21 protein-coding genes are annotated in these 26,127 nt (G+C 65.0%); 15 read left to right on the top strand and 6 right to left on the bottom strand.

The genetic code is table 11. The annotated features are described in order from the left end of the window. Positions 1-99 precede the first annotated feature (99 nt). Positions 100-3,135 carry a transglycosylase domain-containing protein gene (locus R2676_RS23090; RefSeq protein ID WP_206272149.1) on the top strand — a complete coding sequence of 1,012 codons (3,036 nt, stop codon included), beginning with the start codon at positions 100-102 and terminating at the stop codon, positions 3,133-3,135. A gap of 274 nt (positions 3,136-3,409) precedes the next feature. Here R2676_RS23090 and R2676_RS23085 read toward each other — a convergent pair whose 3' ends face one another. Then, positions 3,410-4,963 (bottom strand): MFS transporter, encoded by a 1,554-nt coding sequence (locus R2676_RS23085; protein WP_206272148.1) that lies wholly within the window; start codon positions 4,961-4,963, stop codon positions 3,410-3,412. Positions 4,964-5,027: 64 nt separating this feature from the next. Here R2676_RS23085 and R2676_RS23080 point away from each other — a divergent pair, with 64 nt between their 5' ends. The 12 genes from R2676_RS23080 to R2676_RS23025 all read left to right on the top strand — a co-directional run bounded on the left by R2676_RS23080 (position 5,028) and on the right by R2676_RS23025 (position 17,057). Next, positions 5,028-5,993, top strand: coding sequence for a LysR family transcriptional regulator (locus tag R2676_RS23080; RefSeq protein ID WP_206272147.1), 966 nt, complete (start codon positions 5,028-5,030; stop codon positions 5,991-5,993). Between the two features lie 31 nt (positions 5,994-6,024). Beyond that, entirely contained in the window at positions 6,025-6,504 is a 480-nt protein-coding gene (locus tag R2676_RS23075; protein WP_102067181.1) for a CreA family protein, read from the top strand. 162 nt (positions 6,505-6,666) lie between these two features. After that, positions 6,667-6,843, top strand: coding sequence for a hypothetical protein (locus tag R2676_RS23070; RefSeq protein ID WP_009238172.1), 177 nt, complete (start codon positions 6,667-6,669; stop codon positions 6,841-6,843). 369 nt (positions 6,844-7,212) lie between these two features. Then, complete coding sequence (locus R2676_RS23065) at positions 7,213-7,740, top strand: (2Fe-2S)-binding protein (protein WP_012761956.1); 528 nt, start codon at positions 7,213-7,215, stop codon at positions 7,738-7,740. A 19-nt stretch (positions 7,741-7,759) separates the two neighbouring features. Next, positions 7,760-10,138 carry a xanthine dehydrogenase family protein molybdopterin-binding subunit gene (locus tag R2676_RS23060; RefSeq protein WP_206272146.1) on the top strand — a complete coding sequence of 793 codons (2,379 nt, stop codon included), beginning with the start codon at positions 7,760-7,762 and terminating at the stop codon, positions 10,136-10,138. A 15-nt stretch (positions 10,139-10,153) separates the two neighbouring features. Continuing rightward, positions 10,154-10,960: an FAD binding domain-containing protein gene (locus tag R2676_RS23055; protein WP_206272145.1), complete on the top strand. Its 807-nt coding sequence runs from the start codon at positions 10,154-10,156 to the stop codon at positions 10,958-10,960. A 21-nt stretch (positions 10,961-10,981) separates the two neighbouring features. After that, positions 10,982-11,878: an AAA family ATPase gene (locus R2676_RS23050; protein WP_206272144.1), complete on the top strand. Its 897-nt coding sequence runs from the start codon at positions 10,982-10,984 to the stop codon at positions 11,876-11,878. 3 nt (positions 11,879-11,881) lie between these two features. Further along, entirely contained in the window at positions 11,882-13,126 is a 1,245-nt protein-coding gene (locus tag R2676_RS23045) for a vWA domain-containing protein (protein WP_206272143.1), read from the top strand. Beyond that, positions 13,117-13,791 carry an SRPBCC family protein gene (locus R2676_RS23040; RefSeq protein WP_206272142.1) on the top strand — a complete coding sequence of 225 codons (675 nt, stop codon included), beginning with the start codon at positions 13,117-13,119 and terminating at the stop codon, positions 13,789-13,791. Before R2676_RS23045 ends, R2676_RS23040 begins: the two co-directional genes overlap by 10 nt. A 57-nt stretch (positions 13,792-13,848) precedes the next feature. Next, positions 13,849-14,880, top strand: coding sequence for an XdhC family protein (locus R2676_RS23035; protein WP_206272141.1), 1,032 nt, complete (start codon positions 13,849-13,851; stop codon positions 14,878-14,880). Between the two features lie 251 nt (positions 14,881-15,131). After that, positions 15,132-16,235, top strand: coding sequence for an SDR family oxidoreductase (locus R2676_RS23030; protein WP_206272140.1), 1,104 nt, complete (start codon positions 15,132-15,134; stop codon positions 16,233-16,235). A gap of 99 nt (positions 16,236-16,334) precedes the next feature. Beyond that, the gene (locus R2676_RS23025) at positions 16,335-17,057 is read left to right on the top strand and encodes an MgtC/SapB family protein (protein WP_081785425.1); all 723 of its coding nucleotides are present in this window, start codon (positions 16,335-16,337) and stop codon (positions 17,055-17,057) included. An 18-nt stretch (positions 17,058-17,075) separates the two neighbouring features. On the opposite strand, the gene R2676_RS23020 is transcribed toward R2676_RS23025, so the two are convergent. The 4 genes from R2676_RS23020 to R2676_RS23005 all read right to left on the bottom strand — a co-directional run bounded on the left by R2676_RS23020 (position 17,076) and on the right by R2676_RS23005 (position 22,352). Beyond that, positions 17,076-17,543 (bottom strand): hypothetical protein, encoded by a 468-nt coding sequence (locus R2676_RS23020; protein WP_206272139.1) that lies wholly within the window; start codon positions 17,541-17,543, stop codon positions 17,076-17,078. Positions 17,544-17,642: 99 nt separating this feature from the next. Beyond that, positions 17,643-19,184 (bottom strand): methyl-accepting chemotaxis protein, encoded by a 1,542-nt coding sequence (locus R2676_RS23015; protein ID WP_206272138.1) that lies wholly within the window; start codon positions 19,182-19,184, stop codon positions 17,643-17,645. Between the two features lie 151 nt (positions 19,185-19,335). Beyond that, a complete protein-coding gene (locus tag R2676_RS23010) occupies positions 19,336-20,283 on the bottom strand; it encodes a fimbrial protein (RefSeq protein ID WP_206272137.1) in 948 nt (315 codons plus the stop codon). 821 nt (positions 20,284-21,104) lie between these two features. Further along, a complete protein-coding gene (locus R2676_RS23005; protein ID WP_316857452.1) occupies positions 21,105-22,352 on the bottom strand; it encodes a DUF2252 domain-containing protein in 1,248 nt (415 codons plus the stop codon). A 37-nt stretch (positions 22,353-22,389) separates the two neighbouring features. On the opposite strand from R2676_RS23005, the gene R2676_RS23000 reads away from it, so the two are divergent. After that, positions 22,390-24,261 carry a glycoside hydrolase family 15 protein gene (locus R2676_RS23000; RefSeq protein ID WP_206272135.1) on the top strand — a complete coding sequence of 624 codons (1,872 nt, stop codon included), beginning with the start codon at positions 22,390-22,392 and terminating at the stop codon, positions 24,259-24,261. 30 nt (positions 24,262-24,291) lie between these two features. Beyond that, positions 24,292-24,552, top strand: coding sequence for a DUF1289 domain-containing protein (locus R2676_RS22995; protein WP_012761945.1), 261 nt, complete (start codon positions 24,292-24,294; stop codon positions 24,550-24,552). Between the two features lie 69 nt (positions 24,553-24,621). On the opposite strand, the gene R2676_RS22990 is transcribed toward R2676_RS22995, so the two are convergent. Then, positions 24,622-26,058 carry an aldehyde dehydrogenase family protein gene (locus tag R2676_RS22990; RefSeq protein WP_206272134.1) on the bottom strand — a complete coding sequence of 479 codons (1,437 nt, stop codon included), beginning with the start codon at positions 26,056-26,058 and terminating at the stop codon, positions 24,622-24,624. Between the last annotated feature and the right edge of the window lie 69 nt (positions 26,059-26,127).

The raw sequence follows: 26,127 nt of genomic DNA, 5'->3' as shown, positions 1-26,127 counted from the left end.
TGCAACGGCGGCCCCAAAGTTACAAGCCGCTGGACACGACGGCCGCATGGGCTAGATTGAAGCAAGGCGCCCGTTCGCCTGCGATTGGAGCGCAAGCGAGTGAAAAGAATACGCCGCCCCATCATCATCAAATTGGCCTTCGTCGTGGCGCTGGTGCTTGCGGTGGCCGCCTGGCTTGTCGCTCACGAATTCCGCACCTCCGCCTGGCAGGCCCGCTACTTCGCGCACCTGGCGCAATCGCAAACCTTTCCCGTCAAGCCTCGGCCGAACACGTCGGCCCGCTATCCGAACTCGGGCCCTTACGACGAGCGGCTCGGCTATCACGACCTTCCCACGTTTCTGGATCGCCTGCGCTCGCGCGGCTACATCGTCGCGCAGCAGGCCGTGCCATCCAAAGAGATGGTCGCGCGAATGGACAGCGGCATGAACCCGCCCTATCGCGAGAAGGACCAGGCCGGCCTGGAGCTGCTCGACGACGACGGCCGCCCGATCTACCGCGTGCGACACCCTGAACGCGTCTATGACAGTTTTGCGTCGGTGCCGCCGCTGCTGGTGAACTCGCTGCTGGCGATTGAAAACCGCACGCTGCTGCAGACCGAATACCCGAAGCGCAATCCGGCCGTGGAGTGGTCGCGCCTCGCGCGTGCGGTGTGGGACCGCGCCCTGCATGTCGTCAATCCGGCGCATGAATCGCCCGGCGGCAGCACGCTCGCCACGCAGATCGAAAAGTATCGGCACTCGCCCGAAGGCCGCACCGAATCGCCCAGCGAAAAGCTGCGCCAGATGTTCTCTGCATCTGCCCGCGCCTACCTGAACGGCGAAGACACCACTGCCGCGCGCCACCAGCTCGCCGTCGATTACCTGAACACCGTGCCGCTGGGCGCGCGCGCCGGCTTTGGCGAGATCCAGGGCATTGGCGATGCGCTGTGGGTCTGGTACGGGCGCGACTTCGCCCAGGTGAATGCGCTGCTCGCGGCCCAATCGACCGCGCCGCTCCCAGACCGTGCGCTGGCCTACAAAGAGGCGTTGAGCCTGCTCGTCTCGCAGCGGCGGCCTTCGTATTACCTCGAGAATCTCGATGAGCTGGAAACGTTGACCAACGCCTATCTGCGCGTGCTGGCGGCCTCTGGCGTGATTCCGCCCGCGCTGCGCGATGCGGCCATTGCGCAATCGCTCAAGCAGCAGGCGCTGAACACGCGCGTGCCGCCTCCGCCGCTGGAGCACAAAGGCACGAACGCCGTACGCGTGAATCTGGCGGGCATGCTCGGCATCTCGCGCATGTATGCGCTCGACCGGCTCGACCTGACCGCCAGCAGCACGCTCGATGCACCGTTGCAGCGCGATGTTTCTGCCGAACTGCGCAAGCTGCGCGACCCGGCCAACGCCAAGGCTGCCGGCCTCGTCGGCGACATGATGCTGGAGCGCGGCGACCCGCGCGGCGTGACCTACAGCTTCACGCTCTACGAACGCGCGCCGGGCGGCAATCGCGTGCTGGTGCAAGCCGATACGTTCGACAAGCCGTTCGACATCAACGAAGGCGTCAAGCTCGATCTCGGCTCTACGGCCAAGCTGCGCACGCTCGTGACGTATCTGCAGATCGTGGCCGAGCTGCACAAGCGCTACGCCGACCAGCCCGCTGCGGCGCTACGCAAGGTCAATATTCCCGTGCAGAACCCGATCGAGCGCTGGGCCGTCGATTACCTCGCCCACACGCAAGACCGCTCGCTCGCGGCGATGCTCGATGCATCGATGGAGCGCAAATACTCCGGCAACGCCGGCGAGTGGTTTGCCACCGGCGGCGGCATGCAGAGTTTCGAAAACTTCGAGAAATGGGAAGGCACTCAAAACTTCACAGTGCGCGAGGGGCTGAAGCACTCCGTCAACCTCGTCTTCGTCCGGATCATGCGCGACATCTCGCGCTACTTTCAGCACCAGTTGCCCAATGCCGGCGCCGAGGCGCTGACCAATCCGGAGTCTCCGCAGCGACAGATTTACCTGCGGCGCTTTGCCGACCGCGAAGGCAAGCTGTTCATGGGCCGTTTCTACGCCAAATACAAAGGCAAGACCGACCAGGAGCGCGAAGCCATCCTGGTGCAAAGCACGCGCGAGACGCCGGTGCGGCTGGCCACCATCTATCGCAGCATCGACCCCGAAGCCGGCCCCGGCAAACTCGCCGCATTCATCCGCAGCTACCTGCCTGGCGCAAAGCTGGATGAGGCGGAACTCACCAACCTGTATGAGAAGTACTCCGTCCAGCGTTTCGACCTCGCCGACCGTGGCTACATCGCCAAGCTGCATCCGCTGGAGCTGTGGCTGGTGGCGTATCTGCGCACCCATCCGCAAGCCACGCTCGCGCAGGTGAACGAGGCCAGCGCCGATGAGCGCTTGTCCGTCTACAAATGGCTGCTGCAATCGCACCGCAAGGGCGCGCAAGACAAGCGCATCAAGCAGATGCTGGAGATCGAAGCGTTCCAGCAGATTCACGCCATGTGGAAGCGGCTGGGGTATCCGTTCGAATCGCTGGTGCCGTCATACGGAACCGCCATCGGTGCGTCGGCGGACCGGCCGGCATCGCTGGCGGAGCTGATGGGCATCATCGAAAACGACGGCATCCGCCTGCCCAGCGTACGCATCGACCGTCTGCGCTTTGCCGCCAACACCCCTTACGAAGTCATGCTCTGCCGCGATCCCAACGCCGGAGAACGCGTGCTGCCGCCCGAGATCCCGCCCCTGGTCAAATCCGCCCTGGCCGGCGTCGTCGAAGGTGGCACCGCCAAGCGCATCTCCGGCACGTTCGTCCAGAAGGATGGCAAACCCATCGCCATCGGCGGCAAAACCGGCACCGGCGACAACCGCTTCAAAACCTTCAGCCGCGGCGGCGGCCTCATCTCAGAACGGGTCGTCAGCCGCTCTGGCGCCTTCGTCTTCTACCTGGGAGACCGCTACTTCGGCACCGTCGTCGCCTACGTGGCCGGCGCCGACGCCGCCAAGTACAAATTCACCAGCGCACTGACCGTTCAAGTGCTCAAGGTCCTGGCCCCCACGCTGATGAACCACCTGGACCTGCAAGACGAAGCGCCCGCCTTCAACTGCAAGATGCCGCAAGCCACAGCGCCGGAACAGAAGCTGGATTGAGCCGAGCCTGCACAACAGACGGCGACGACAACGCAGGCCGCCAGACGGTGTGGCCGTACCCTGCCCTAGATGGCGCCTTGAATTTCTGTTGCAGGGAGGAAAAAGGAAGGAGGCCTGTCTGAGCGCAGCAAGTTTGCCTCCCTTCCCTCCACGCGACAGAAATCCAAGGAGGAAGTCGCCGCATCGGGCGCGCCTTTCTTTGCTTACCTTTCTTTGGCAAGACAAAGAAAGTAAGTCGTCCCGCCAGGGACGAAACACCCGGCCCACAGCACCTTCACCGCAACGACCGCTGCAACCAAATCCCCCCCGCACACCCCAACGCCACCACCGCGCCCCAGGCAAACAAATCCCCCACCGCCAACAACGTCGCCTGCCGATCAATCTCCGCCGAAATCTGAATCAACTCAGAACCCTGCAACGCATGCGGCCACTGCCAGGCCGGCGTCAGCGCACTCACATGCCCGACCAGGTCGGTCCGGTGCTGCGCCTGCCCGCGCTGCAGCAACAACGTCGCGCCCATCGTCCCAAACGCCTGCGCCCAGGCCCGCATGATTCCCTTGAACTGATAGGCATGGCCGAAATCCTTGGCCGGCAGATCCACGTAAGTCAGCCCCGCCACCTGGATCACCACGAACATCCCGACCATGCCTTCGATCATGAACCCCGGCGCCACCGCCGCCACCGACGCGCCCGGCATGGCCACATGCGACATCCACAGCAGCGCAGTCGCCATTAGCACAAAGCCGATGGAAATCAACACGCGCTTTGTCGGCAGCACATTGGTCAGCTGAAAGTTCAGGATGCCCAGCGCCACCGTCACCAAGCCGCCCAGGCTCATCAGCTCCGCGGTGGTTTCGTAGCGGAAGCCCAGACCGTTCTGCAGCAGGCTCGACGAGAGAAAGCCCCAGGCGCTCGCAAACATGTAATAGATGGCGTAGAACACCATGCCCATCAGGAAGCGCCGCTGCAGCGTGGCCCGCAAGTCCACCCACGGCCGCGGATGGCCCGTCTGCCGAATCCCAACCCAGAGGATGAGCGCCACCACCGCAATGATCGGCACGACCTGCGCGGGAGAACCGTCGGGGTGAATGAACCGCGCCTGCTGAAAGCCGTGCAGCGCAATCAGCGCCGCCAGCCCAAACGCGATGGCCGAGGGCCAGTCGAGCGAGGCGAAATCGCCCTTGCGCTCGTGCATCTTCGGATGCGGATAGAACGCCGCCACCAGCCCACACACCACCACCGCCACCAGCAACTGTGCGACGAAGATGGCGCGCCAGCCGAATTGTTCGGTGAGCGCCGCCGACAGCATCGGCGACACGCAACTCAGCCCGAAGATGCCGTAGATCATGCCCTTCATCATCGTGCGGCGTTCGTGCGCGGGGCTGTGCTGCACAAAGATGCGTGAAGTCGATAACATCGGGCCGCCGCCAAACCCCTGCACCGCCCGCCCGACAATCAGCATCGTGCCGCCCTCGGCTGCGGCGCACATCAGCGTGCCGGCAATGAACACCAGCAGTGACAGCAGCGTGTGCCTGCGATACGTCATGTGATCGGCCAGCCGGCCCATCACCAGAATCGCCAGGCTGGCCGCGGCCGCATAGGCCGTCACGGCCCACAGATACACATCCTGCGACGCCAGCACCCCACCTTCGATATGCGGGCCGGCAATCGAAAACATCAGGTTGGACATGTAGTCCACGCCCGTCGCCAGGCCGATCACCATGCCCACCATGCGCAGTTCCATCCGGCTGCCGACGGTCGACTCGGCAGCGGGTTTGCGTGGTGCAGGCGGTGGAGAAACCGTGTGGTCTGTGCTTGGCGTGTTCATGCAGGGATGGTAATTTGCCGCGAAACCGGCGGAAATCGCCTGCCAACAAATTCATTGTTCAATTATGCGAACGACGGACTGGAACGACTGGGACACTTTTTGCACCGTGGCCACGCTCGGCAGCTTCACGCGCGCGGCCGATCGGCTGGGGTTGCCCAAGTCGTCGGTCAGCACGGCGGTGTCGCGGCTGGAAGGCAAGATGGGCGTACGCCTGTTCGAGCGCAGTACGCGCCGCCTGCGCCTGACCGACGCCGGCGAAGCCCTGCTGCGTGACGCCGGCCCATTGTTCCAGCGGCTGCGCGAAGTTTCGGAAGACGCCGCAGCGACATTCCAGTCGCCCGCCGGCACATTGCGCATTGCCATGCCCTACGAATTCGCCGCCCGGCAGCTCGCCGAAGTGGTGCTGGAAGTCATGCGCGAGCACACCAGCCTGCGCATCGAAGTGGACGTTGCGCCGCGCCAGATCGACCCGCTCGCCCAGGGCTACGACATCATGCTGACCGTGCCGCGCGGGCCGCTGCCTGATTCCGGCCTCGTCGCCCAGCGCGTCTTCGATCTGCGCCGCGCGGTCGTCGTCGCCCCACAACTGCTGGAGCGGCTCGGGCCGCTGACACACCCAGACCAGCTCGCCGACTGGCCCTGCCTCGGCACCTCCAACGAAGCCGAATGGCAGTTCCGCACGCCCGGCGGCGAGACGATCAACCTGCCGCTGGACTTCCGCATGCGCACCTCCAATAGCGAATTGCGCATGCAGGCCGCCATTGCCGGCCTGGGTGTGGCCCGCATCACTTCCGTGTTCGCAACCGAGCTGATCGCTTCGGGCGCGCTGCAGGAGGTCCTGACCGATTTTCAATCTCCGCCGATGCGCGTGTATGCCGTCTTCCCGGGCCGCCGCCTGATGCCCGCCAAGGTCAAGGTTTTCATGGATGCCCTGCACCGCCGCATAGAGCATTCCCGCCAGCACACCGACATGCGGCCCACCTTCGTAGACGAGGCCGCCGCATCCTGGGCGCCCGAATCGCTGCTCTGACTGACAAACCCTCTTTTACCTACGCAAAGCCATGCGCCCGTTCACCAAACTTCCCCTCTTGATTGCCGCGCTCGCTCTGAGCACCGTTGGATGCTCCCGTGCCGAGGACATCGGCAGCGTCAGCACCAATTTCCGCATCACCGGCTCCGACAAGATCGTCATAGAAGCCTTTGACGACCCGCTCGTGCAGGGCGTGACCTGCTATGTGTCGCGGGCGCGCACCGGCGGCATCAAGGGGACGCTGGGCGTGGCCGAAGACGTGAGCGAGGCCGCGGTGGCCTGCCGGCAGGTCGGCGAGATCAGCTTCGCCAAGCCGCTGCCGCAGCAGGACGACATGTTCACGCAGCGCCTGTCGCTCGTCTTCAAGACGTTGCACGTGGTGCGCACGGTCGACCGAAAACGCAATGTGCTGGTCTATCTGACGTATTCGGACAAGGTCATTTCGGGCAGCCCGAAGAACAGCGTGACGGCGGTGCCGATCCCGGCCAGTCAGCCCATCCCAGTCAAATAAGCGATGGACGCACCACATTGGTGCGGCGCAACGCAAGCGTGGTGGCGGAGCAACGGGAGACGGCGCAAAAGGGGTGCATACGTAAGCCTACGTATGGTGCATTGCATCATCTGGTGTATAGTCAGGGTATTCCCTAACCGGGATTTCCCTAAGAGGCCAATCATGCAAAACACGAACGACCTGAAGCTGACCGATCAACTCGAACGCGAACTGATCGAGCGCGAAATGTCCGAAGGTATCTACTACTATCGCCGTCCGAGCGGCCAATCGTTCTCGTTCGCCCAGTTCTTCTCGGCAATCGCGAACCTGTTCGGCACGCACCGCACCGCCAAGGCCTAACCCGCCGCGCTATTGTTGATGGGCGTGTGCCCAAGCTAGCTGTATGTAGCAATCGCAGTTTCAGTAGCACCGTGCGCCGGCCGTGTGTCATCACACCCGCCGCCACACCCGCCAGGTCATGACCGCCTGGTGCCAATCGAGGGCCGGATTCCGGCCCTTTGTCATTTCTGCGGCATTTGTATGGGTTGTTGCATGCCGCAGCATCGCCCTGACGCCTCCGACGCTCTGGCCGCCCAGCGGTTGTCTTCTGTTTAGCCTGTGCTTTACTGAGTAAAGCCGCGACCACCGATATCCAGACCACGCGCACGTCTTCACAGCCAGGAAGACGCACAGCATGGCACCCGGCGCCCATCCCCCAAGGAGACTCCCATGGCGATCAGCCTCAAGCTGTCGGTCAACGGTGCGCCTGTCACCGTCAGTGTCGAACCCCATACCCTGCTGGTCCAATTGCTGCGCGAGCACCTTCGCCTCACCGGCACGCACGTCGGCTGCGATACCGCGCAATGCGGCGCGTGCACGGTGCATATGAACGGGCGCGCAGTGAAGTCGTGCAACATCCTGGCCGTGCAGGCCGATGGCGCCGAGGTGACGACCATCGAAGGCCTGTCGAAAGATGGTGCGCTGCACCCGATGCAGGAAGCCTTTCGCCAATGCCACGGCCTGCAATGCGGCTTCTGCACGCCCGGCATGGTGATGGCCGCGACGGCGCTGGTTGCGCAGCATCCGCATCCCGATGAACACACGGTGCGCGAGCAGCTCGACGGCAATCTTTGCCGCTGCACGGGTTATCACAACATCGTGCGCGCCGTCATGCATGGTGCCGAAGCCATGGCCGCAGCCGAAGGCGACGATGCCTCGCTGCAGAGCCTGGCAGCGGCGCGGGCCCACGCCGCCTGACCCACGCGAGGAGACCACCATGAACGCTCCCGCAGAACCCAACAACCACCTGATCGGCGCGGCCGTCAAGCGCAAGGAAGACTTCCGCTTCCTGACGGGCGCCGGGCAGTACACGGACGACGTTGTCCAGGCGCACCAGTCCTACGCGGTGTTCCTGCGCTCGCCGTATGCGCATGCCCGCATCAAGCACATCAATGCGGATGCGGCACGCAATCATCCGGGCGTGCTGGCCGTGCTCACGGGCGACGATCTGGCCGCCGACAAGGTGAACGGCCTGCCGTGCGGCTGGCTCATCCACAGCATTGACGGCACGCCGATGAAGGAGCCGCCCCACCCCGTGCTCGCGCAAGGCAAGGTGCGCCACGTGGGCGACCAGGTCGCGCTGGTGGTGGCTGAATCGGTGAAGATCGCCAAGGACGCCGTCGAGATGATCGACGTCGAATACGACGAACTGCCCGCCGTGGTGGACACCGCCACCGCGGATACCGCCGGCACCGCCGTCCACGACGACGTGCCGAACAACACCTGCTACACCTGGGGCCACGGTGACAAGGCGGCCACCGACGCGGCATTTGCCAAGGCCGCGCACGTGACGCAGCTCGACATCGTCAACAACCGGCTGATCCCGAATGCGATCGAGCCGCGCGCCGTCAACGCCAGCTATTCGCGCCAGGACGACAGCTACACGCTCTACGTTGCCAACCAGAACCCGCACGTCGAACGCCTGCTCATGTCCGCATTCGTGCTGGGGCTGACCGAAGCCAAGGTGCGCGTGATTGCGCCGGATGTGGGCGGCGGGTTCGGCTCGAAGATCTTCCTGTACCCGGAAGACGTGGCGCTCACGTGGGCATCGAAAAAGGTCGGCCGACCGATCAAGTGGACGGCCGAGCGCTCCGAATCCTTCCTGACCGATGCGCATGGCCGCGACCACGTCACGCATGCGGAACTGGCGCTCGATGCGCAGGGCAATTTCCTCGCCATGCGCGTGCATACGACGGCCAACATGGGCGCGTATCTGTCGACGTTTGCCAGCAGCGTGCCGACCATCCTGTATGCGACGTTGCTGGCGGGCCAGTACAAGACGCCGGCCATCTATGCCGAAGTGAAAGCGGTCTTCACGAACACGGCGCCTGTCGATGCGTATCGCGGTGCCGGGCGGCCGGAAGCAACGTATGTGGTCGAACGCCTCGTGGAAACGGCTGCGCGCGAATTGCAGATCGACCCGGCAGAGCTGCGCCGCCGCAACTTCATCCGCACGTTCCCGTATGCCACGCCGGTGGGCCTCACGTATGACACGGGTGACTACGAACCGTGCCTGGACCGCGCCATCGAATTGGCCGACGTGAAAGGCTTTGCTGCCCGACGCGATGCCTCCCGCGCCAAGGGCCGGTTACGCGGCATGGGCTATTCCTGCTACATCGAGGCCTGTGGGCTCGCGCCGTCGAACATCGCGGGGGCATTGGGCGCGCGGGCCGGCCTGTTCGAAGCGGGCGAAATTCGCGTGCACCCGACCGGCTCCGTCACCGTCTTCACCGGCTCGCACAGCCACGGCCAGGGCCACGAGACGACGTTCGCGCAAGTGGTGGCCGATCGCCTGGGCGTGCCCATCGACAACATCGAGATCGTGCACGGCGACACCGGCCGCATTCCGTTCGGCATGGGCACGTACGGCTCGCGCTCGATTGCCGTGGGCGGTTCGGCCATCATGAAGGCGCTCGACAAGATCGAGGCCAAGGCCAAGAAAATTGCCGCGCATCTGCTGGAGGCATCGGCGGAAGACATCGAGTTCAAGGATGGCGTCTTCCGCGTGGCCGGCACCGACCGCACCAAGACCTTTGGCGAAGTTGCGCTCACCGCCTACGTGCCGCACAACTATCCGCTCGACAAGCTCGAACCCGGGCTGGACGAAAACGCCTTCTACGATCCGACCAACTTCACCTACCCGGCCGGCGCGTACATCTGCGAGGTGGAAGTCGACCCCGACACCGGCGAGGTGCACATCGACCGCTTCGTTGCGGTAGACGACTTCGGCAACATCATCAATCCGATGATCGTCGAGGGCCAGGTGCACGGCGGGCTTGGCCAGGGGATCGGCCAGGCGCTGCTCGAAGCGTGCGTGTACGACGAAAACGGCCAGCTGCTGACCGGCTCGTACATGGACTACGCCATGCCGCGCGCCAACGACCTGCCCAGCTTCACGGTGGAAACCGCCAAGGGCACGCCGTGCACGCACAACCCGCTCGGCGTCAAAGGCTGCGGTGAGGCGGGCGCGATCGGCTCGCCGCCGGCGCTGATCAACGCCATCGTCGACGCGCTTGCGCCGCTGGGCGTGAAGGACATCCAGATGCCCGCGACGCCGCACCGCGTCTGGCAGACCATTCAAGCGGCCAAGGCCTAGGCAGAGGAGCGAACCATGTACGACTTTGAGTACCAGAAAGCCACCGACGCCCAGACCGCCGTCACCGCGCTCAAGACGCACACCGACGCCAAGTACCTCGGCGGCGGCCAGAGCCTGCTGGCGGCGATGAAGCTGCGGTTGGCGCAGCCGTCAACGCTGGTGGATGTCACGCGCATTCCGGGCATGTCGGGCATTCGCACGCAGCCCGGCGTGATTACGGTCGGCGCGGCCACGCGCCATGCCGATGTGGCCGACAGCGCCGAGATCGCCCGCATGCTGCCCGCGCTGGGTGAGCTGGCCGGCGGCATCGGCGACAAACAGGTGCGCGCCATGGGCACGCTCGGCGGATCACTCGCCAACAACGACCCGGCCGCGTGCTACCCGGCCGCTGTGCTCGGCCTGAACGCCACCGTCGTCACCGAGCGGCGCAACATCGCGGCGGACGATTTCTTCCTTGGCATGTATGAGACCGCGCTGGCTGCGGATGAACTCATCACCGAGGTGCAGTTTCCCGTGCCGGACCAGGCGGCCTACGTGAAATTCCGCAACCCCGCGTCGCGCTTTGCGCTTGTGGGCGTATTCATCAGCCGCAAGGGCAACAACGTGCGCGTGGCGGTGACGGGTGCGGCGCCGTGCGTGTTCCGTTGCACGCCGCTGGAGCAGGCGCTGTCGGCCAGCTTTACATCGGAAGCGGCGCGCAAGGTGGTGGTGCCGGCAGACGACCTGGTGGCCGATCTGCATGCCTCGCCGGAATATCGGGCGCACCTCATTCCGGTTTTGACGGCGCGCGCGGTTGAGCAGGCGTTGGCGCACCATCATTGAGCGCACCGCCCAAGGAACGGCATGCCGGTCGATTCCATCGACGACTGCATCGCGCAACTGCAAGGTCAGGGCTATTTCGCCGGCCGTGAGCTGGCCACGGCCTTGTTCCTCGCGCTGCGCATGCAGCGGCCGCTGTTTCTGGAAGGCGAGCCCGGCGTCGGCAAGACCGAGCTGGCGAAGGCGGCGGCGGGACTGCTCGGCACGTCGCTGCTGCGGCTGCAGTGTTACGAGGGGCTCGACACCGCCAGCGCGCTCTACGAATGGGACTACCCGCGCCAGATCATGGCGCTGCGCCTGGCCGAGGCCGCCGGCGAGAAGCCCCGCGCCGACACCCTCTACCGCGACGAATTCCTCCTCAAGCGGCCGCTGCTGCAGGCGCTGCTGCCCGACCCACTGCATCCCGACACACCGCGCGTTCTCTTGATCGACGAGATCGACCGCGCCGACGAACCGTTCGAGGCGTTTCTGCTGGAACTGCTGTCCGACTTTCAGGTGTCGATTCCCGAATTCGGCACGGTGCGCGCGCAGGTGATTCCGCTGGTCATCATGACGTCCAACCGCACGCGGGAGGTGCACGACGCGCTCAAGCGGCGCTGCCTGTATCAGTGGATCGGCTATCCCGATAAGGCGCGGGAGCTGCAGATCGTGGCGCAGCGCGCCCCCGAAACCGCCGCCCGCCTGCAACAGCGCGCCGTCGACTTCGTGCACTGCCTGCGCGGCATCGACCTGTTCAAGGCGCCGGGCATTGCCGAGGCCATCGACTGGTGCCGCGCATTGGCGGCGCTGAACGTGACGGAGCTGGATCCGCAGTCCGTGCAGGACACGCTGGGCGTGCTGCTCAAATACCAGGACGACCTGGCCCGTGTGGATAGGCCCACCATCGAGCAACTGCTGGCCGCCCCCGCGCTGCCGGAGTAACGCATGCAAGCGATCGTGCCAACGCAATTGCCCATGCTCGCGCGCAACGTCACGCATTTCGTGCGACTGCTGCGCAATGCCGGCATGCCGCTTGCGCCCTCGCGCGCCGTGGACGCCATCGAAGCCCTGAGCCATATCGACATCGGCCGCCGCGACGACGTCCAGGCCGCGCTGTCTGCCCTGCTCGTCTCGCACCCCGACGAGCGCACGCTGTTCGATGCCGCCTTCAACGTGTTCTGGCGGGATCCGGATTGGGAGGGCAAGCTGCGCGCCCTGCTGCTGCCCAAGGTGCGTGGCGGTATTCCGGCGCCGCGCAGCAACCGACTGGCCGATGCCTTGCGCGCGCAGCCATCGACGAATCTGCCCCGGGGCCCCAAGCCCGACGGGGAGCGCCATGACATCGTGGCGCCGCTGGCGTTTTCCGCCAACGATGCCTTGCGCACGCGTGATTTCGACACGCTCAACGCTGCCGAATGGCGCACGTTGCAACACATGATCCGCCGCCGGCGCGTGCATCTCGCCCAGGAGCGAACGCGCCGGTTGAAGGCCGCCTCGCGCGGGCGCCATCCGGACTTGCGCGCCACCGCCCGCCAGGCTGTGCGCGCCGGCGGCGAGTGGACCGGCTGGAAATACCGCCAGCCCGTCGACCGCACGCCGCCGCTGGTGCTGTTGCTCGACATTTCCGGATCGATGAGCCGCTATTCACGCGCCGTGCTGTATTACTGCCACGCGCTGGTGCAGTCGCGCGAGCGCATCCAGGCTTTCCTGTTCGGCACGCGGCTGACGAACGTCTCGCGGCAACTGCGCGAGCGCGATCCGGATGTCGCCGTGCAGGCCATCGCCGAGCTGGTCCCTGACTGGTCGGGCGGCACGCGCATCGGCGCGGCGCTGGCGGAGTTCAATCGCCAATGGGCGCGCCGCACGCTGTCCGGCCGTGCCACCGTCCTGCTGGTGACCGACGGCCTAGACCACGAGCACATCGACGTGCTCGACACCGAGATGGCACGCCTGGCGCGCTTCGCCCACCGCATCGTCTGGCTCAACCCGCTGTTGCGCTTTGCCGGCTTTGAGCCGCGGGCACGTGGCGTGCGGGCCATCCTTCCGCATGTCGACGTGATGGTGCCGGCGCACCATTTCGACAGCCTGGCTGCGCTGGAGCACGAACTGGCGCATGCCCGCCGCACGCGTCCGCCGCGCCCCCCCACCCCCGCCCAATCGACCGCCCAATCGACCGCCCCATGGAACTGACCCAGACCCATCTCCTGCCCGTGCCCCTGCAGACCGCCTGGGATGCGCTGAACGACCCGGCCGTGCTGCAGCGCTGCATTCCCGGCTGCGAGAGCATCACCGCCGCCGAGGCCGGCGCCAACCCGGCCTACGACATCGCCATGACCGCCGCTGTCGGGCCCGTCAAGGCGCGCTTCAAAGGACGCATGGAGCTGGCCGACGTGGCGCCCCCGCGCAGCTACACGCTGCATTTCGACGGCCAGGGCGGCGCGGCAGGCTTCGGCAAGGGCAGCGCGCAGGTGCAACTCACGCCCGAAGGCCCCACGGTGACGCGGCTCTCTTACACCGCGACGGCGCAGGTGGGCGGCAAGCTTGCGCAGATCGGCTCACGGCTTGTCGATGGCGCCGCCCGCAAACTGGCCGACGAGTTCTTCCAGCGCTTTGCGGCAGAATTCGGCCCCGCAGAGACGGCGGGCATCGACGGACACGCCGCGCCGGTCGACGGCATGCCGGCCACACACGCGATTCCCGATTTGGCCGCCGCCCAGCTGCAGGCCCACGGTGCGCCGCCTGGCCACGCACCCAACGTCAGCCCCGCGCTGCAGCCGCGCAATCCATGGCCGTGGATCATCGTGGCGGTGGTGGCCGTGGCGGCCGCCTACCTGTTTTTGCACCACGGGGCATAATCGGTCCCTTCCCCCGCAACACATTACTGAAGCGCGCGAAAGCGCAGCCAACGCATCATGGACAGCGTCGATCTTGAAGTCTTGAAAACCAGCGTGCGCTGGCTGGAACAAGGGCGCCGAGTGCTGCTCGTCACCGTGGTCAAAACGTGGGGCTCGTCGCCGCGGCCCGAAGGCGCGATGCTCGCGCTGCGCGATGACGGCGTCGTCATTGGCTCGGTCTCGGGCGGCTGCATTGAAGACGACCTCATCGACCGCGTGCGCCGCGAAGGCCTGCATTACACGAAGCCCGAAGCCGTCAAATACGGCATCAGCGCTGAAGAAGCGCACCGCTTTGGGCTGCCCTGCGGCGGCACGCTGCAGCTCGTGCTCGAACCGCTGAACGCGTCCAGCGGCATCGACGCCCTGCTGCGCGCCGTGGAGGCCGGCCAGCTCGTCGCGCGCACGCTCGACATGGCGACCGGCGCCTCCACGCTGCAGCACGCCACCGTCACCGACGGCCTGCAGTTTGACGAAGCGCGCCTCGTGACGATTCACGGGCCACGCTACCGGATGCTCGTCATCGGTGCGGGGCAGCTCTCGCGCTACCTGTGCCAGATCGCCGTGGGGCTCGACTATCAGGTCACCGTCTGCGACCCGCGCGAGGAATACAGCGAGGAATGGTCGATCCCGGGCGTGGCCATGGTCCGCACCATGCCCGACGATACGGTGATGGCCATGAAGCTCGACGAGCGCTGCGCCGTCATCGCCCTGACGCACGACCCGAAGCTCGACGACCTCGCGCTCATGGAGGCGCTCAAGACGCCCGCGTTCTACGTCGGCGCGCTCGGCAGCCGCCGCAACAACGCCAACCGCCGCGAGCGCCTGAAGGAATTCGACCTGAGCGACGCCGAGCTTGCGCGCCTGCATGGGCCGGTCGGCATTTACATCGGCAGCCGGACGCCGCCGGAAATCGCCATCTCGATCCTGGCCGAGGTAACGGCCGCCAAGAACGGCGTGTCGCTGCCGACCCTCCTGCAGGTGGAAGGCGCCAAGGCGGCGCGCGAGATTGCCGCCAACGCCGCTTCGAGCTGCGCGGTCCCGCAAACCTGAGTCAACCCTCTGATCGAATGGGATGCCGAAAGGCGCCTGAAAGGTTACATTCTTATATATCGCTGATTGTGCGCGGGTTTTGGCTGCATCGCATCGCGCGAATCCTGCGGCCCGCGAACCTTGTTTCGTGTGCGCGGCTTCATTTGCATGACCTGCCTGCCCCTTGCACCTGAGCGGTGCGGCGGCGGTCGTGTTGTTTGCAAGCGGGACGGTCGCCCGTTTTGCCACCTAGAAAATTCAAGTTTTCTCGCATGAGTATTTTGCTGACCGGTGCCACCGGCTTCGTGGGCGGCGCCATTGCCGCCAATCTGGCAGCCAAAGGTTTGCTGGCCGACACGCGCTTTGCCGTGCGCGGCGACACGCCTGCTGAAGGGTTGGCGCGCTTGCGCAGCAACCTGCGACGTTTTGAATTCGCACAGGGCACGCTGGACGGCATTACGGAATCGCAAATCGTGCCGTTCGACCTGCGAGAGGCCGGCGCGGCGAAGCTGGGCGATCCGGAAATCATCATCAACTGCGCGGCGCTGGCAACGTTCTCGAACCACCCGTCGCTGTGGGAAACCAATGTGGAAGGCGTGCTGGCGCTGGGCCGGCTCGCAGCGCAGGGCAAACGCCTGAAGCGCTTCCTGCAGATCGGCACGGCCATGTCGTGCGGCCAATTGGCGGATCGCCACGTCAGCGAGAGCTGGGAGGTGCCCGCGCTACAACAGCACGCGGTGCCGTACACGTATTCCAAGGGCATGGCCGAGCTGAAGCTGCGTGAAGCCGTGCCGGAGCTGCCGCTGGTGGTCGTGCGGCCGTCCATCGTGGTGGGCCACAGCACGCTGGGGTGCGAGCCCTCGGGCAGCATCTTCTGGATGCTGCGTATGGTGGCGATGCTCGAAACGTTCAGCTGCCGGTTGTCCGACCGCGTCGACATCCTGCCCGTGGACGACTGCGCCGAAGCGATCGTGCAACTGTCGACCAAGCCCACGCTGGCGCACGACCTGTATCACATCAGCGCCGGCGATGCGAACTCCGAGCGCATCGAAACGCTGTACCCGCGCTTCAAGCGTTGCAAGACGCCGGAAGAAGACGCCCAGGCGCTGGCGGGCTACGTGTACCAGGAAAAAATCGCCGAGAAAGCATTGGCGCGTAAATTCCTGAGCCTGACGGGCGATGGCAACGTGCGACTGGTCGCGCGCTGCATCCACCTGTATGCCAAGTTCGCCAGCATGAGCTACGTGTTCGACAACACGCGGCTGGTGCAGGAGACCGGCTTCCAGCCGCGCTCCCTGCTCGCTTACCTCGACCGCTGCCTCGAGACGTCGGACGCCGTGCCGATTCCCGAGCAGATGCAGTGGGACTATAAGTAGCCGTCCGGCCTCCCCGACCCGCACGGCGTGTCATGGCGCCGTGCTATAACCATCGGCGCCATTTACCAAGACTCCGGTCACCACAACAAGGAGCCGCCGATGACGCTGCAAGCCCTCGTCCATCTCAATGTCGCCACGCTGGTGGATTCGTTCATCAGCCTTGCCTCGGCCTTCGCGCTCGGGTCGCTGATCGGCTTCGAGCGGCAGGTCAGACAGCGGACTGCGGGGCTGCGTACCAACGCGCTCGTGGCGGTTGCGGCATCGGCATTCGTCGATATGGCCGCGCAGATCGGCACCGCATCGGACACCACACGCGTGATCGCCTATGTGGTGTCGGGCGTCGGCTTTCTAGGTGCCGGCACGATCATGAAGGAAGGGCTGAACGTGCGCGGGCTGAACACCGCCGCCACGCTGTGGGGCTCTGCGGCGGTGGGCGCGGCGGCAGGCTCCGACCTGGTGGGTCAGGCCATTCTCATTACGCTATTTGTGCTGGCATCGAACATCCTGCTGCGGCCGGTGGTCGATCGCATCAACCGTACGCCACTCGACAACCAGGCCAGCGAAGTCACGTACACGATGTGCGTCATCTCCACCAGCGAGCGTCAGAAGGAGGCGCTGGCCGATCTGGAACGCCTGCTGGAAGAAGCCAGCTACCCGATCAGCGATCTCTCCGTCGAACCCTTTGGCGACGACCACGTGGAAATTGAAGCCATGCTGATGTCGACGGCTGTGAACGCGGCCGAGCTGGACCGCATCGTCACGTCGCTGCAATCGCAGCCGCACGTGGCGCAGGCTTTCTGGAACCCGAGTACGACGGAATAATCGGGATCAACGCACGGGTCAAAGCTCCTGGCTGGCCGCCAGCGCGAAGATCTTCGCCCAGCGCTTCGCTTCCTGGCGGTTGCGCATCGGAATCGGCCACTCTGCTTGCGACTGATGCTTCAGGCGCAGTGCCAACGTCCAGGCGCCTTCGCGTTCGACCGCATCGGCGCCGGCAATATCGGCGAAGAGAAAACGGGCGCCCTGCCCGTGCAACTGCAGCGTCCCGCGCTTTTGTTCGGCATCGACCGCGACCTGCCCCCAGTTTCCGCTGAGCGACACGATCCGCTCGCCTTTCACGTTCACGCCATGCACGGCGCGGTAACGCCGGACGAAGGTGACGACCGCGCCGGCCAGCAGCGCCACGGCCAGCAGCACCGCCGCGCCACCCGCCACGGCGCCGTAAGCGGCTGCAACCAGCGCATACAGCCGGACTGCGCCGTAGATCAGCAGACCCACCAGCGCGAATGCGGCAATGATGAACGGCATGAGGCGACTCCTTGAATAGACCCGTCGGTTATATCAACCAAAACGGCATTCAAGGCAAGCCATTGCCGTGCCCGTACGACAACGGCGGTGAAATCAACCTCAGGCGAGGCGGAATGCTGCGATGGCGGCGTTCAGCGCTTCGGCCTGTTCTTCCAGCGATTCAGCCGCCGCTGCGGCCTGCTCCACCAGTGCGGCGTTCTGCTGCGTGGCTTCGTCCATGAGCGTGACAGCCTTGTTGACCTGCTCGATGCCCGAGCTTTGTTCGTTCGAGGCTGCAGCGATTTCGCCCATGATGTCGGTCACGCGGCGGATGGACGAGACGATGTCTTCCATCGTGCTGCCAGCGCGTTCCGCCAGCGCGCTGCCGGTCTCGACCTTCGACAGCGACGCCTCGATCATTTCCTTGATTTCCTTGGCGGCTGCGGCGCTGCGTTGCGCGAGGTTGCGCACCTCGCCGGCCACCACGGCAAAGCCGCGGCCTTGTTCGCCGGCGCGGGCGGCTTCCACCGCGGCGTTGAGCGCAAGGATGTTGGTCTGGAACGCAATGCCGTCAATCACGCCGATGATTTCCGATACCGTCCGCGACGACGCGCTGATCTCGCGCATGGTCGCCACCACGTCGGTCACCACGGCACCGCCCTGGCTGGCAACTTCCGACGCGCTGTCGGCCAGCTGGCTGGCTTGGCGCGCGTTGTCGGCGTTCTGGCGCACGATGGAGGTCATTTCTTCCATGCTGGACGCCGTTTCCTCCAGCGAGCTGGCCTGTTCCTCCGTGCGTTGCGACAGGTCGGCATTGCCGGCGGCAATCTGCTTGGTGGCCGCGCCGATCGACTCCGAGCCCGTGCGCACGCGGCGCACCGTATCGGTCAACGCGGTCTGCATGCGCGCCAGCCCTTCGAGCAGGCGGCCCATTTCGTCGTGACGATCGATGCGTACACGCTCGGTCAGGTCACCCGCGGCAATGCGGTCGAACTGCGCCAGCGCAGCGTTCAGCGGCCCGACGATCGCGCGCAGCAGCGACCACGCACACCACAATGCAACCACCAACGACAGGATGATGGCGGCAACCACGATGAGGCGGAAGCGCGCATAGGCGTCGCGCGATGCGTCGTAGTTGGCCTGGGAGAATGCGAGCTGCTTCTTGCTCAGCGCCAGGCTGGAATCGTTGGAATCCCGGAAGGCCTTGGACACTTCCTTGTCCATGATCTTGTCCGCCGTTGCACGATCGCCCGCACGCAGCGCCTTGATGATGTTGCGCAGGGTGGCAGAAGCCGCCTCGCGCTTGGCGGCGACGTCCTTGGCCAGACGTTCCTCCTCTTCATCGCGCGGCAAGCTCAGGTATTTCTTCCAGGCTTCATCTGAGCGAACGATCAGCTCTTCAGTGCGGTCCAGCAACTGCATCGCGCCCTTGTCTTCCGGATACAGCATCGCCTTGTCGAGCGCGGTGCGGGCGCGCGTCAGGCTCAGATCGGATTCGCCCAGCGCAAGGGCAGACGGAAACTGGTTGGTGAAGGTCTGTTCGTGCGCGCGGTTGGCGTCGCGCAGCCCAAGCAAGCCCGCCACGCCGATCAGCAAGGCGAGCAGGAAGAGAACAGAGACCGAAAGCACCAGGCGGGTGCGGATGTTCAGGCGGACGGACATGGACGCGGCGAGAGTGGCGTGCACGGCTCTTCACGCAGGCGCGACCATCGCGCCGGGCGGCCGGCTACCCAGGCACTATCGGCCGCGCGGCGCTGGAACTTGAGAGCGCAGTGACGAAGGCATCACTAAAGCGCATCCGCACCGAGGTGCGTCACTGATATTCCATCAGCACGGACATGGCGCCATTCACAGTGCCAGGCGTGACGTTGGCGTCGGTCTGAACATACGACGCTCGCATCGGGATGGAGTAAGAGCCGCCCGTCGTCTTGCTGTAATCGTCGATTTGGGTCGACGTATCGAATACCGCCGCCGCCCCCGCACTGTCGGTCACCTTGATCTTCACGCCTTTTGCGGTCGATTCGGGCGAAAGTGGCAATACCCCCGCTGAGGTCTCAACGGTGTCGCCCACCGGCTTGAGCCTGTAGAGAATTTTGTTGTATCCCTTCGGGCAGTCGTTAATGTTGATCTGGAAGCTGCGCTCACCGGCCGTTGCGCCGATACCGGTGAGATTTCGTGCAAAGGTAGGTGGCAGTTGGACGGTTTGACTTGGCACGGAACAGCTTCCTTGGATCTTGGTTACTTTCGTGCTAAGCGCAATGTAGTGCTCAAACTCTTTGCTTGATGTCATGGTTTTTGCGAAAAACCAGAACGAAATACCGTCCCAAACTGTTCCGCCAGGAAATTCTTTGGAGTCGTCTCTAATTAACTGAACCTCCACTTTTGAGGAAAACACAATAGGCGGTTGCTCGACTTTCAATCTCATCTGCGGCCTTCCGTTGACAAGGACCTGCATGTTAAAACCTTTCATTTTGCTAGGAACTGTGGGGCCGCCGACAAACCCATCCATCGGGTTGTTAATAGTATCGATTGGATAAAAAAGGACTAACCTGCAAGTGCCTTCGCCACAGAATTCCTGAGGTGACACATAGCCTCTTGCTACCACAGTACCAGCAGGTGTGTCGGCGGGCACTGAAATCACGGCAGGAAGTCCGGACAAATATGCAGCCAAAGCGGGAGTGACTGCAGCAAAACTCAGGGCTGCCAATACTGCGCATCGAATTAGGCGCGCGACTCGGGTGCTTAATTGTTTTGTATGCATCAATTTATCCTGAAAATATTGACTTTGTCTTAGCGATGCCACCACCGGCACCATATAGCTGTTGAGGCGTTATATATGCTCTAGCACGACAGTGTTAGCCGGGACATCTCGTGGCAGTGAGAGTGCCTTTGCAAAAGGATAGAAATCTGCTCCGAAAGAATCTGCGGCGGAAGCAGACGTCGCCGCAGTCAAGCTCAGCGCCGCGAATACTGCGCACACAATTTCGCGCAAGGCTCGATCGCCCGGTCCTTTCATCATCATTAAGTCATCCCGAAATGCAGTCGCCGCAGTCTCGAGCCGCCATGCTCCGCGCATTGGCCTATTGCGTGTCACCCTCCACCGAAATTCGGTGCGCGTCTTAGTCATTGCGCGATGCCCTGGATGCGCTTGGTTATGAAAAACACCGCGCTGCGTATGGATTTCTCGACAACGGCTGGGCACCGGCAGAGTGAAATTCTCAATGTTGAGCGGTGCAGCGAATATCGGATCGATCCTAAAAAACACCCGAGGCCAGCGTGGTATGCACGCAGGCGGCTTAGCGAATTAAGAAATCGGCCAGAAACTCAGGCCTGACGGAAATGCTGAGGGGGCTTGCCGCTCCCGCGTTATGGGAGACGCGCCGCGATGAAGTGCCGGCGCCGACGCAGGCGCGTTGCGCCAAGGCGGCATGCCGAGCATGTTGACGCGTGGCGGGCGGGGAGCGGCGGTCGGCTCTTGATTGATGCCGCGCCTGCGTGGGGCGGCTTCGCGACTTCTGTGGTGCGGCGTTGGAAGACTTCAACGATGGATGGCCGCCGGCGCCAATGGCGGCCATCATCCATTCAGCGGGCCTTGCGCCCACGCGCCTGGCGATAATCCTCCGCAAACTCGCGCCATTGCTGCAGCGACACCTTGCGGCCCTGCGCTGCCAGCTTCAGCGCCGATTTGCGCCACGCCGTGCCGGCCGCATAGTCCTGCACCTTTTCCACCAGATCGGTCCCGTGGCGGCCGCAGCCGCGCAGGTGGCACCACGCCGCCACGCGGGCCATGGTCTGCAGCGCGTCGTCCAGATTGGCGACGACGTTCTTGCCAGCGCCCAGCGCCACACGGTCCGCGGTTGGCTGCAGGCTTTTGACGACGTACGACTTCGGCTTCTCGCCCTTGGCCCCGTAGACGACGCCACGCAGCAGCGCCGGCGAGATGGCCTGCGACAGGCGCTGGATGTCGACCACGCGCCCGGCCTCGCTACGCCACGGCGCCACGCTGCACGCGCTGCCGAGCGTATCGGCCCAGACACTCGGGATGGAGAGCTTGATGTCGATCAGGCGCAGCGTAGCGGGGTCGTTTTCCGGGCGCGCGAGGACGGAATAGCGCTCAAGGCCCAGGCTGCCGGTGCCGGCAATGCGCCGCGCCACGTCCACGGCGACAAAGCGCTGATTGTGGCTGGCGCTGCCGGTGCCGTTGCCCTGCTCGCCATACGCCTGCAGGATGCGGCGCGCGCGGCGGGCCTCTTCCTTGCTAGCCCGCAACGTGCGTCGGCCGTCGATGCGCAGGCGAATGCGGTTGCCATCGCGCTCGGTGCGCTGCGCGAGGTAGGCGGCGCGATTGCGCTTGCGCAGGCCGCGCAGCAGGTCGCGCACGATGCCGGTGGCGGTCGACCGTTCGACCCAGCGCGGCTTGCCGTCAACCAACGCCACCGCATACGTGTCCAGAAAGCGGCGGCACAGGTTGTTGGCGTCTTCATCGGCCAGTTTCCAGCTGTAGGCGGCTACCTGCAGGCTCGACAGCACGCGCACCAGGTCGACCGTAAACGGCGCGGCCAAGGCCTCGTCAAAGTCGTTCATGTCGAAGTAGACGAGGCCGTTGTCGCCCTTGAAGCTGCCGAAGTTTTCAAGGTGGAGATCGCCGCAGACCAGCGTGCGCGGCGCTTCGTGCAGCAGCGGCGCGTCGGCCAGCGAGGCCGCATACAGGTTGTTGGTGCCGCGAAAGAATGAGAACGGGTCGGCGGCGATGGCATCCAGCTTTCGGGTGAGCCTTTCCGGATCACGCCCGGCGTTGTATTCAAGAAGGATGCGGGTGCTTTCGTGCATGGTCACGGCCTCGTTGAAGTGCGTGGAGTGGAGTGCAATGCCCTCAAGAATCGAAGATTACGCGTTGATTGGCGATTGCGAAACCGCGGCACTGGTTTCGCGCGACGGCTCCATCGATTGGCTGTGCTGGCCGCGGTTCGATTCAGGCGCCTGTTTTGCCGCGTTGCTCGGCACGCCAGACCACGGCCGATGGCGCATCGCACCGCAGGCCAACGTGCGTTCCGTGCAGCGCCGCTACCTGCCCGGCACGTTGGTACTCGAGACCGTCTTCGAAACCGACACCGGCACGGCGAGCGTGACCGACCTGATGACCGCCCGGCTGCCCGGCACGCTCGGCGCCCGGGACGACACCTCCGACCTCATCCGCATCGTGCGCGGTCTCTCCGGCACGGTCGACATGCGCATGGATCTCACGCTGCGCTTCGATTACGGCGCGTCGGTCCCGTGGGTCAGCCGGGTGTCGGAAATCACAGGCACCCCGGCCGACGGCCCGTGCGACATGCCCGATTGCGTGCTGCGGGCCGTGGCCGGGCCGAACATGACGACACTTCGCACCCCTGCCCCCATCCGCGGCGAGAACCTTTCCACCGTGGCGGATTTCACGGTGAGCGAAGGCGAAGCGGTGCCGTTCGTGCTCACGTATTCGCCATCGCACCTGCCGTTACCGGCATCGATCGACGCGCTCGAAGCGCAGGTCGACATCGAGGCACGCTGGCGCGCGTGGGCGGGCCGCTGTCACGGCGCGGGCGAATGGAGCGAAGCCGTGGAACGCTCGCTCATCACGCTCAAGGCGCTGACGTATCACCGCACCGGCGGCGTTGTGGCCGCGCCCACCACGTCGCTGCCCGAACAGCTGGGCGGCGTGCGCAACTGGGATTACCGCTATTGCTGGCTGCGCGACGCCACCCTCACGCTGCTCGCGCTCATGAACGCAGGCTTCTTCGACGAGGCGCGCAGCTGGCGCGAATGGCTCGAACGCGCCATCGCCGGCAGCCCCGCACAGGTGCAGATCATGTACGGCATTGCCGGCGAGCGCCGCCTGGGCGAATGGACCGTCCCGTGGCTGCCGGGCTACGAAGGCGCGCAGCCCGTGCGCGTGGGCAATGCGGCAGCGCTGCAACTGCAGCTCGACGTGTACGGCGAGCTGATGGATGCCCTGTTCATCGCCCGCAAAGGCGGCCTGGATGGCGACGATGCCTCGTGGCGCCTGCAGGTCGCGCTGATGACGCATCTGGAGAGCATCTGGCAGACGCCCGACGAAGGTATCTGGGAAGTCCGCGGCCCTTCCCGCCATTTCACGCATTCCAAGGTGATGGCGTGGGTGGCCTTCGACCGCGCCGTCAAAACCATCGAGCAATTCAATGTCGACGGCCCCGTAGAACGCTGGCGCGCCGTGCGCGACCGCATCCACGCGGAGGTCTGCGCGCACGGCTACAACGCCAAACGCGGCTGCTTCGTGCAGAGCTACGGCAGCGAAGAACTGGACGCCGCGCTGCTGATGCTGCCGCTCGTCGGCTTTCTGCCGGCATCCGACCCGCGCATCCAGGGCACGGTCAAGGCCATCGAAGAAGACCTGCTCGTCGATGGCCTCGTGCGCCGCTACCGCACCGAAGCCGTGACTGACGGCCTGCCCGAAGGCGAAGGCGTATTCCTGGCCTGCAGCTTCTGGTATGTCGACAACCTCGTCATGCAAGGCCGCCACGACGAAGCGCGCGCGCTCTTCACCAAGCTGCTGGCGCTGCGCAATGACGTGGGCCTCTTGGCCGAAGAATACGACCCGCGCGTGCAACGGCTGGTCGGCAATTTTCCGCAGGCGTTTTCGCATATCGCGCTCGTGAATTCAGCGCTGGCGCTCTCGGCCGCCGCCGATCATGTCAGCCAGCGCACGGGGGACGGCGCCGGCAGCTGACGCTGCGTCGAAGCCGGTAAAATACCGCCCATGACCGAATCGACCGCTCTCAGCCCCATGCCCGACGACGCAACCAGTGCTTCCGACAGCACCCTGCTGGGCCGCCCCGACAGCCCCTGCATCGGTATCTGCTCGACACTCTTCGACGAGGTCTGCCAAGGCTGCGGGCGCACCCAGCTGGAAGTCAGCAACTGGGTGTTCATGACGGACGAAGAGCGCAACGCGGTCTGGACGCGCATCCTGGCCGAAGGCACCGCCCAGGGCTACAACGCCGACGGCAGCCGCAAGTAAGCGCAGCGCATCAAACGCAAAAAACCCGGCCGAAGCCGGGTTTTTCATGGGTGCTGCATGTGAGGCAGATCAGGCCGTCTTCGCAGGGTTGAGCTGCATCGCCTTGTACTCCAGGAACTCCTCCAGACCGTACTTGCCGTTCTCGCGCCCGTTGCCGGATTGCTTGTAGCCGCCAAACGGCGCCTGCATGTTGAACGGCCCGCCGTTGATGTTCACCTGGCCCGTGCGGATGCGCCGCGCCACGCGAATCGCGCGGCTCTCGTCGCCCGACCACACACCGCCGCCCAAGCCGTAGATGCTGTCGTTGGCGATGCGGACAGCCTCGTCCTCGTCGTCGTAGCAGATCACGGTCAGCACGGGGCCGAAGATCTCTTCGCGCGCCACAGTGTCGGTCGTCTTGACGTTGCCGAGCACCGTCGGCTTGACGAAGTAACCGGTCGACAGGCCTTCGGGCGTGTCGGCACCGCCGGTAATGAGTTCTGCGCCCTCCTCCAGCCCCTTGCGGATGTAGCCCAGCACGCGGTCACGCTGTACGGCGGAAATCAGCGGCCCCAGGCGCGTAGATTCCTGCGCCGGATCGCCCGGCACGTAGGCAGCGGCAAACTGCGCGGCGAGCGCCTTCACTTCTTCATACTTGGCACGCGGGACCAGCATGCGCGTGTGCGCCGAACACGTCTGCCCGGAGTTCAGGAAACACGCCGACAGCGTGCCCTTGACCGCCGCAGACAGATCCGCGTCATCCAGGATCACCGATGCCGACTTGCCGCCCAGCTCCAGCGCCACGCGCTTGACGGACTGCGATGCCAGCTCGGCCACGCGCTTGCCCGCACGCGTGGAACCGGTAAACGACACCATGTCGACCTCGGGGTCGCTTGCCAGCACCTCGCCCACCACCGGGCCATAGCCGGTGACAAGGTTGAACACGCCCGGCGGCAGGCCGGCTTCTTCAATGACTTCCGCCAGCACGAAGGCGTTGAGCGGCGCCACTTCCGACGGCTTGAGCACCACCGTGCAGCCCGCCGCCAGCGCGGGCGCAACCTTCAGCGTGATCTGGTTGAGTGGGTAGTTCCACGGCGTGATGGCGCCCACCACGCCCACGGGCTCGCGTACCACCAGCGAGTTGCCGACGTGCTCTTCAAATTCAAACGTGCTGAGCAGCTTGGCGAAATTGCCCCAGTTATAGACCGGGCCGCCCACCTGGATGGCACGCGCGAGCTTGATCGGCATGCCGACCTCGCCGGCGATCAACTGCGCCAGTTCTTCGCTGCGGGCCTGCAGGCCGTCGGCAATCTTCTGGATGTACTCGGCGCGCTTGGCCACGGGCGTGGCGGCCCAGTCGTCAAATGCCGCGCGCGCCGCAGCCACGGCGGCTTCGGCATCGGCCGCGCTGCCTTCGGGAATGGTGCCCATCACCGCTTCCGTGGCCGAATGAATCACTTCAATGACGCCCTTGCCCTGCGGCGCCACCCACTTGCCATTGATGAAAAGCTTGTCGCGTTGCTGCATCGTTGGTCGTCTCGCTCTGGTGGATGCGCGGTTTGCGCGTTGTGCTATCCGGGTTGCGACTGAGGCCGA

Origin of the sequence: Ralstonia flatus (assembly GCF_958439105.1) — a bacterium.
Classification (GTDB): domain Bacteria; phylum Pseudomonadota; class Gammaproteobacteria; order Burkholderiales; family Burkholderiaceae; genus Ralstonia; species Ralstonia flatus.
This window is presented reverse-complemented; position numbering and strand designations above follow the sequence as displayed.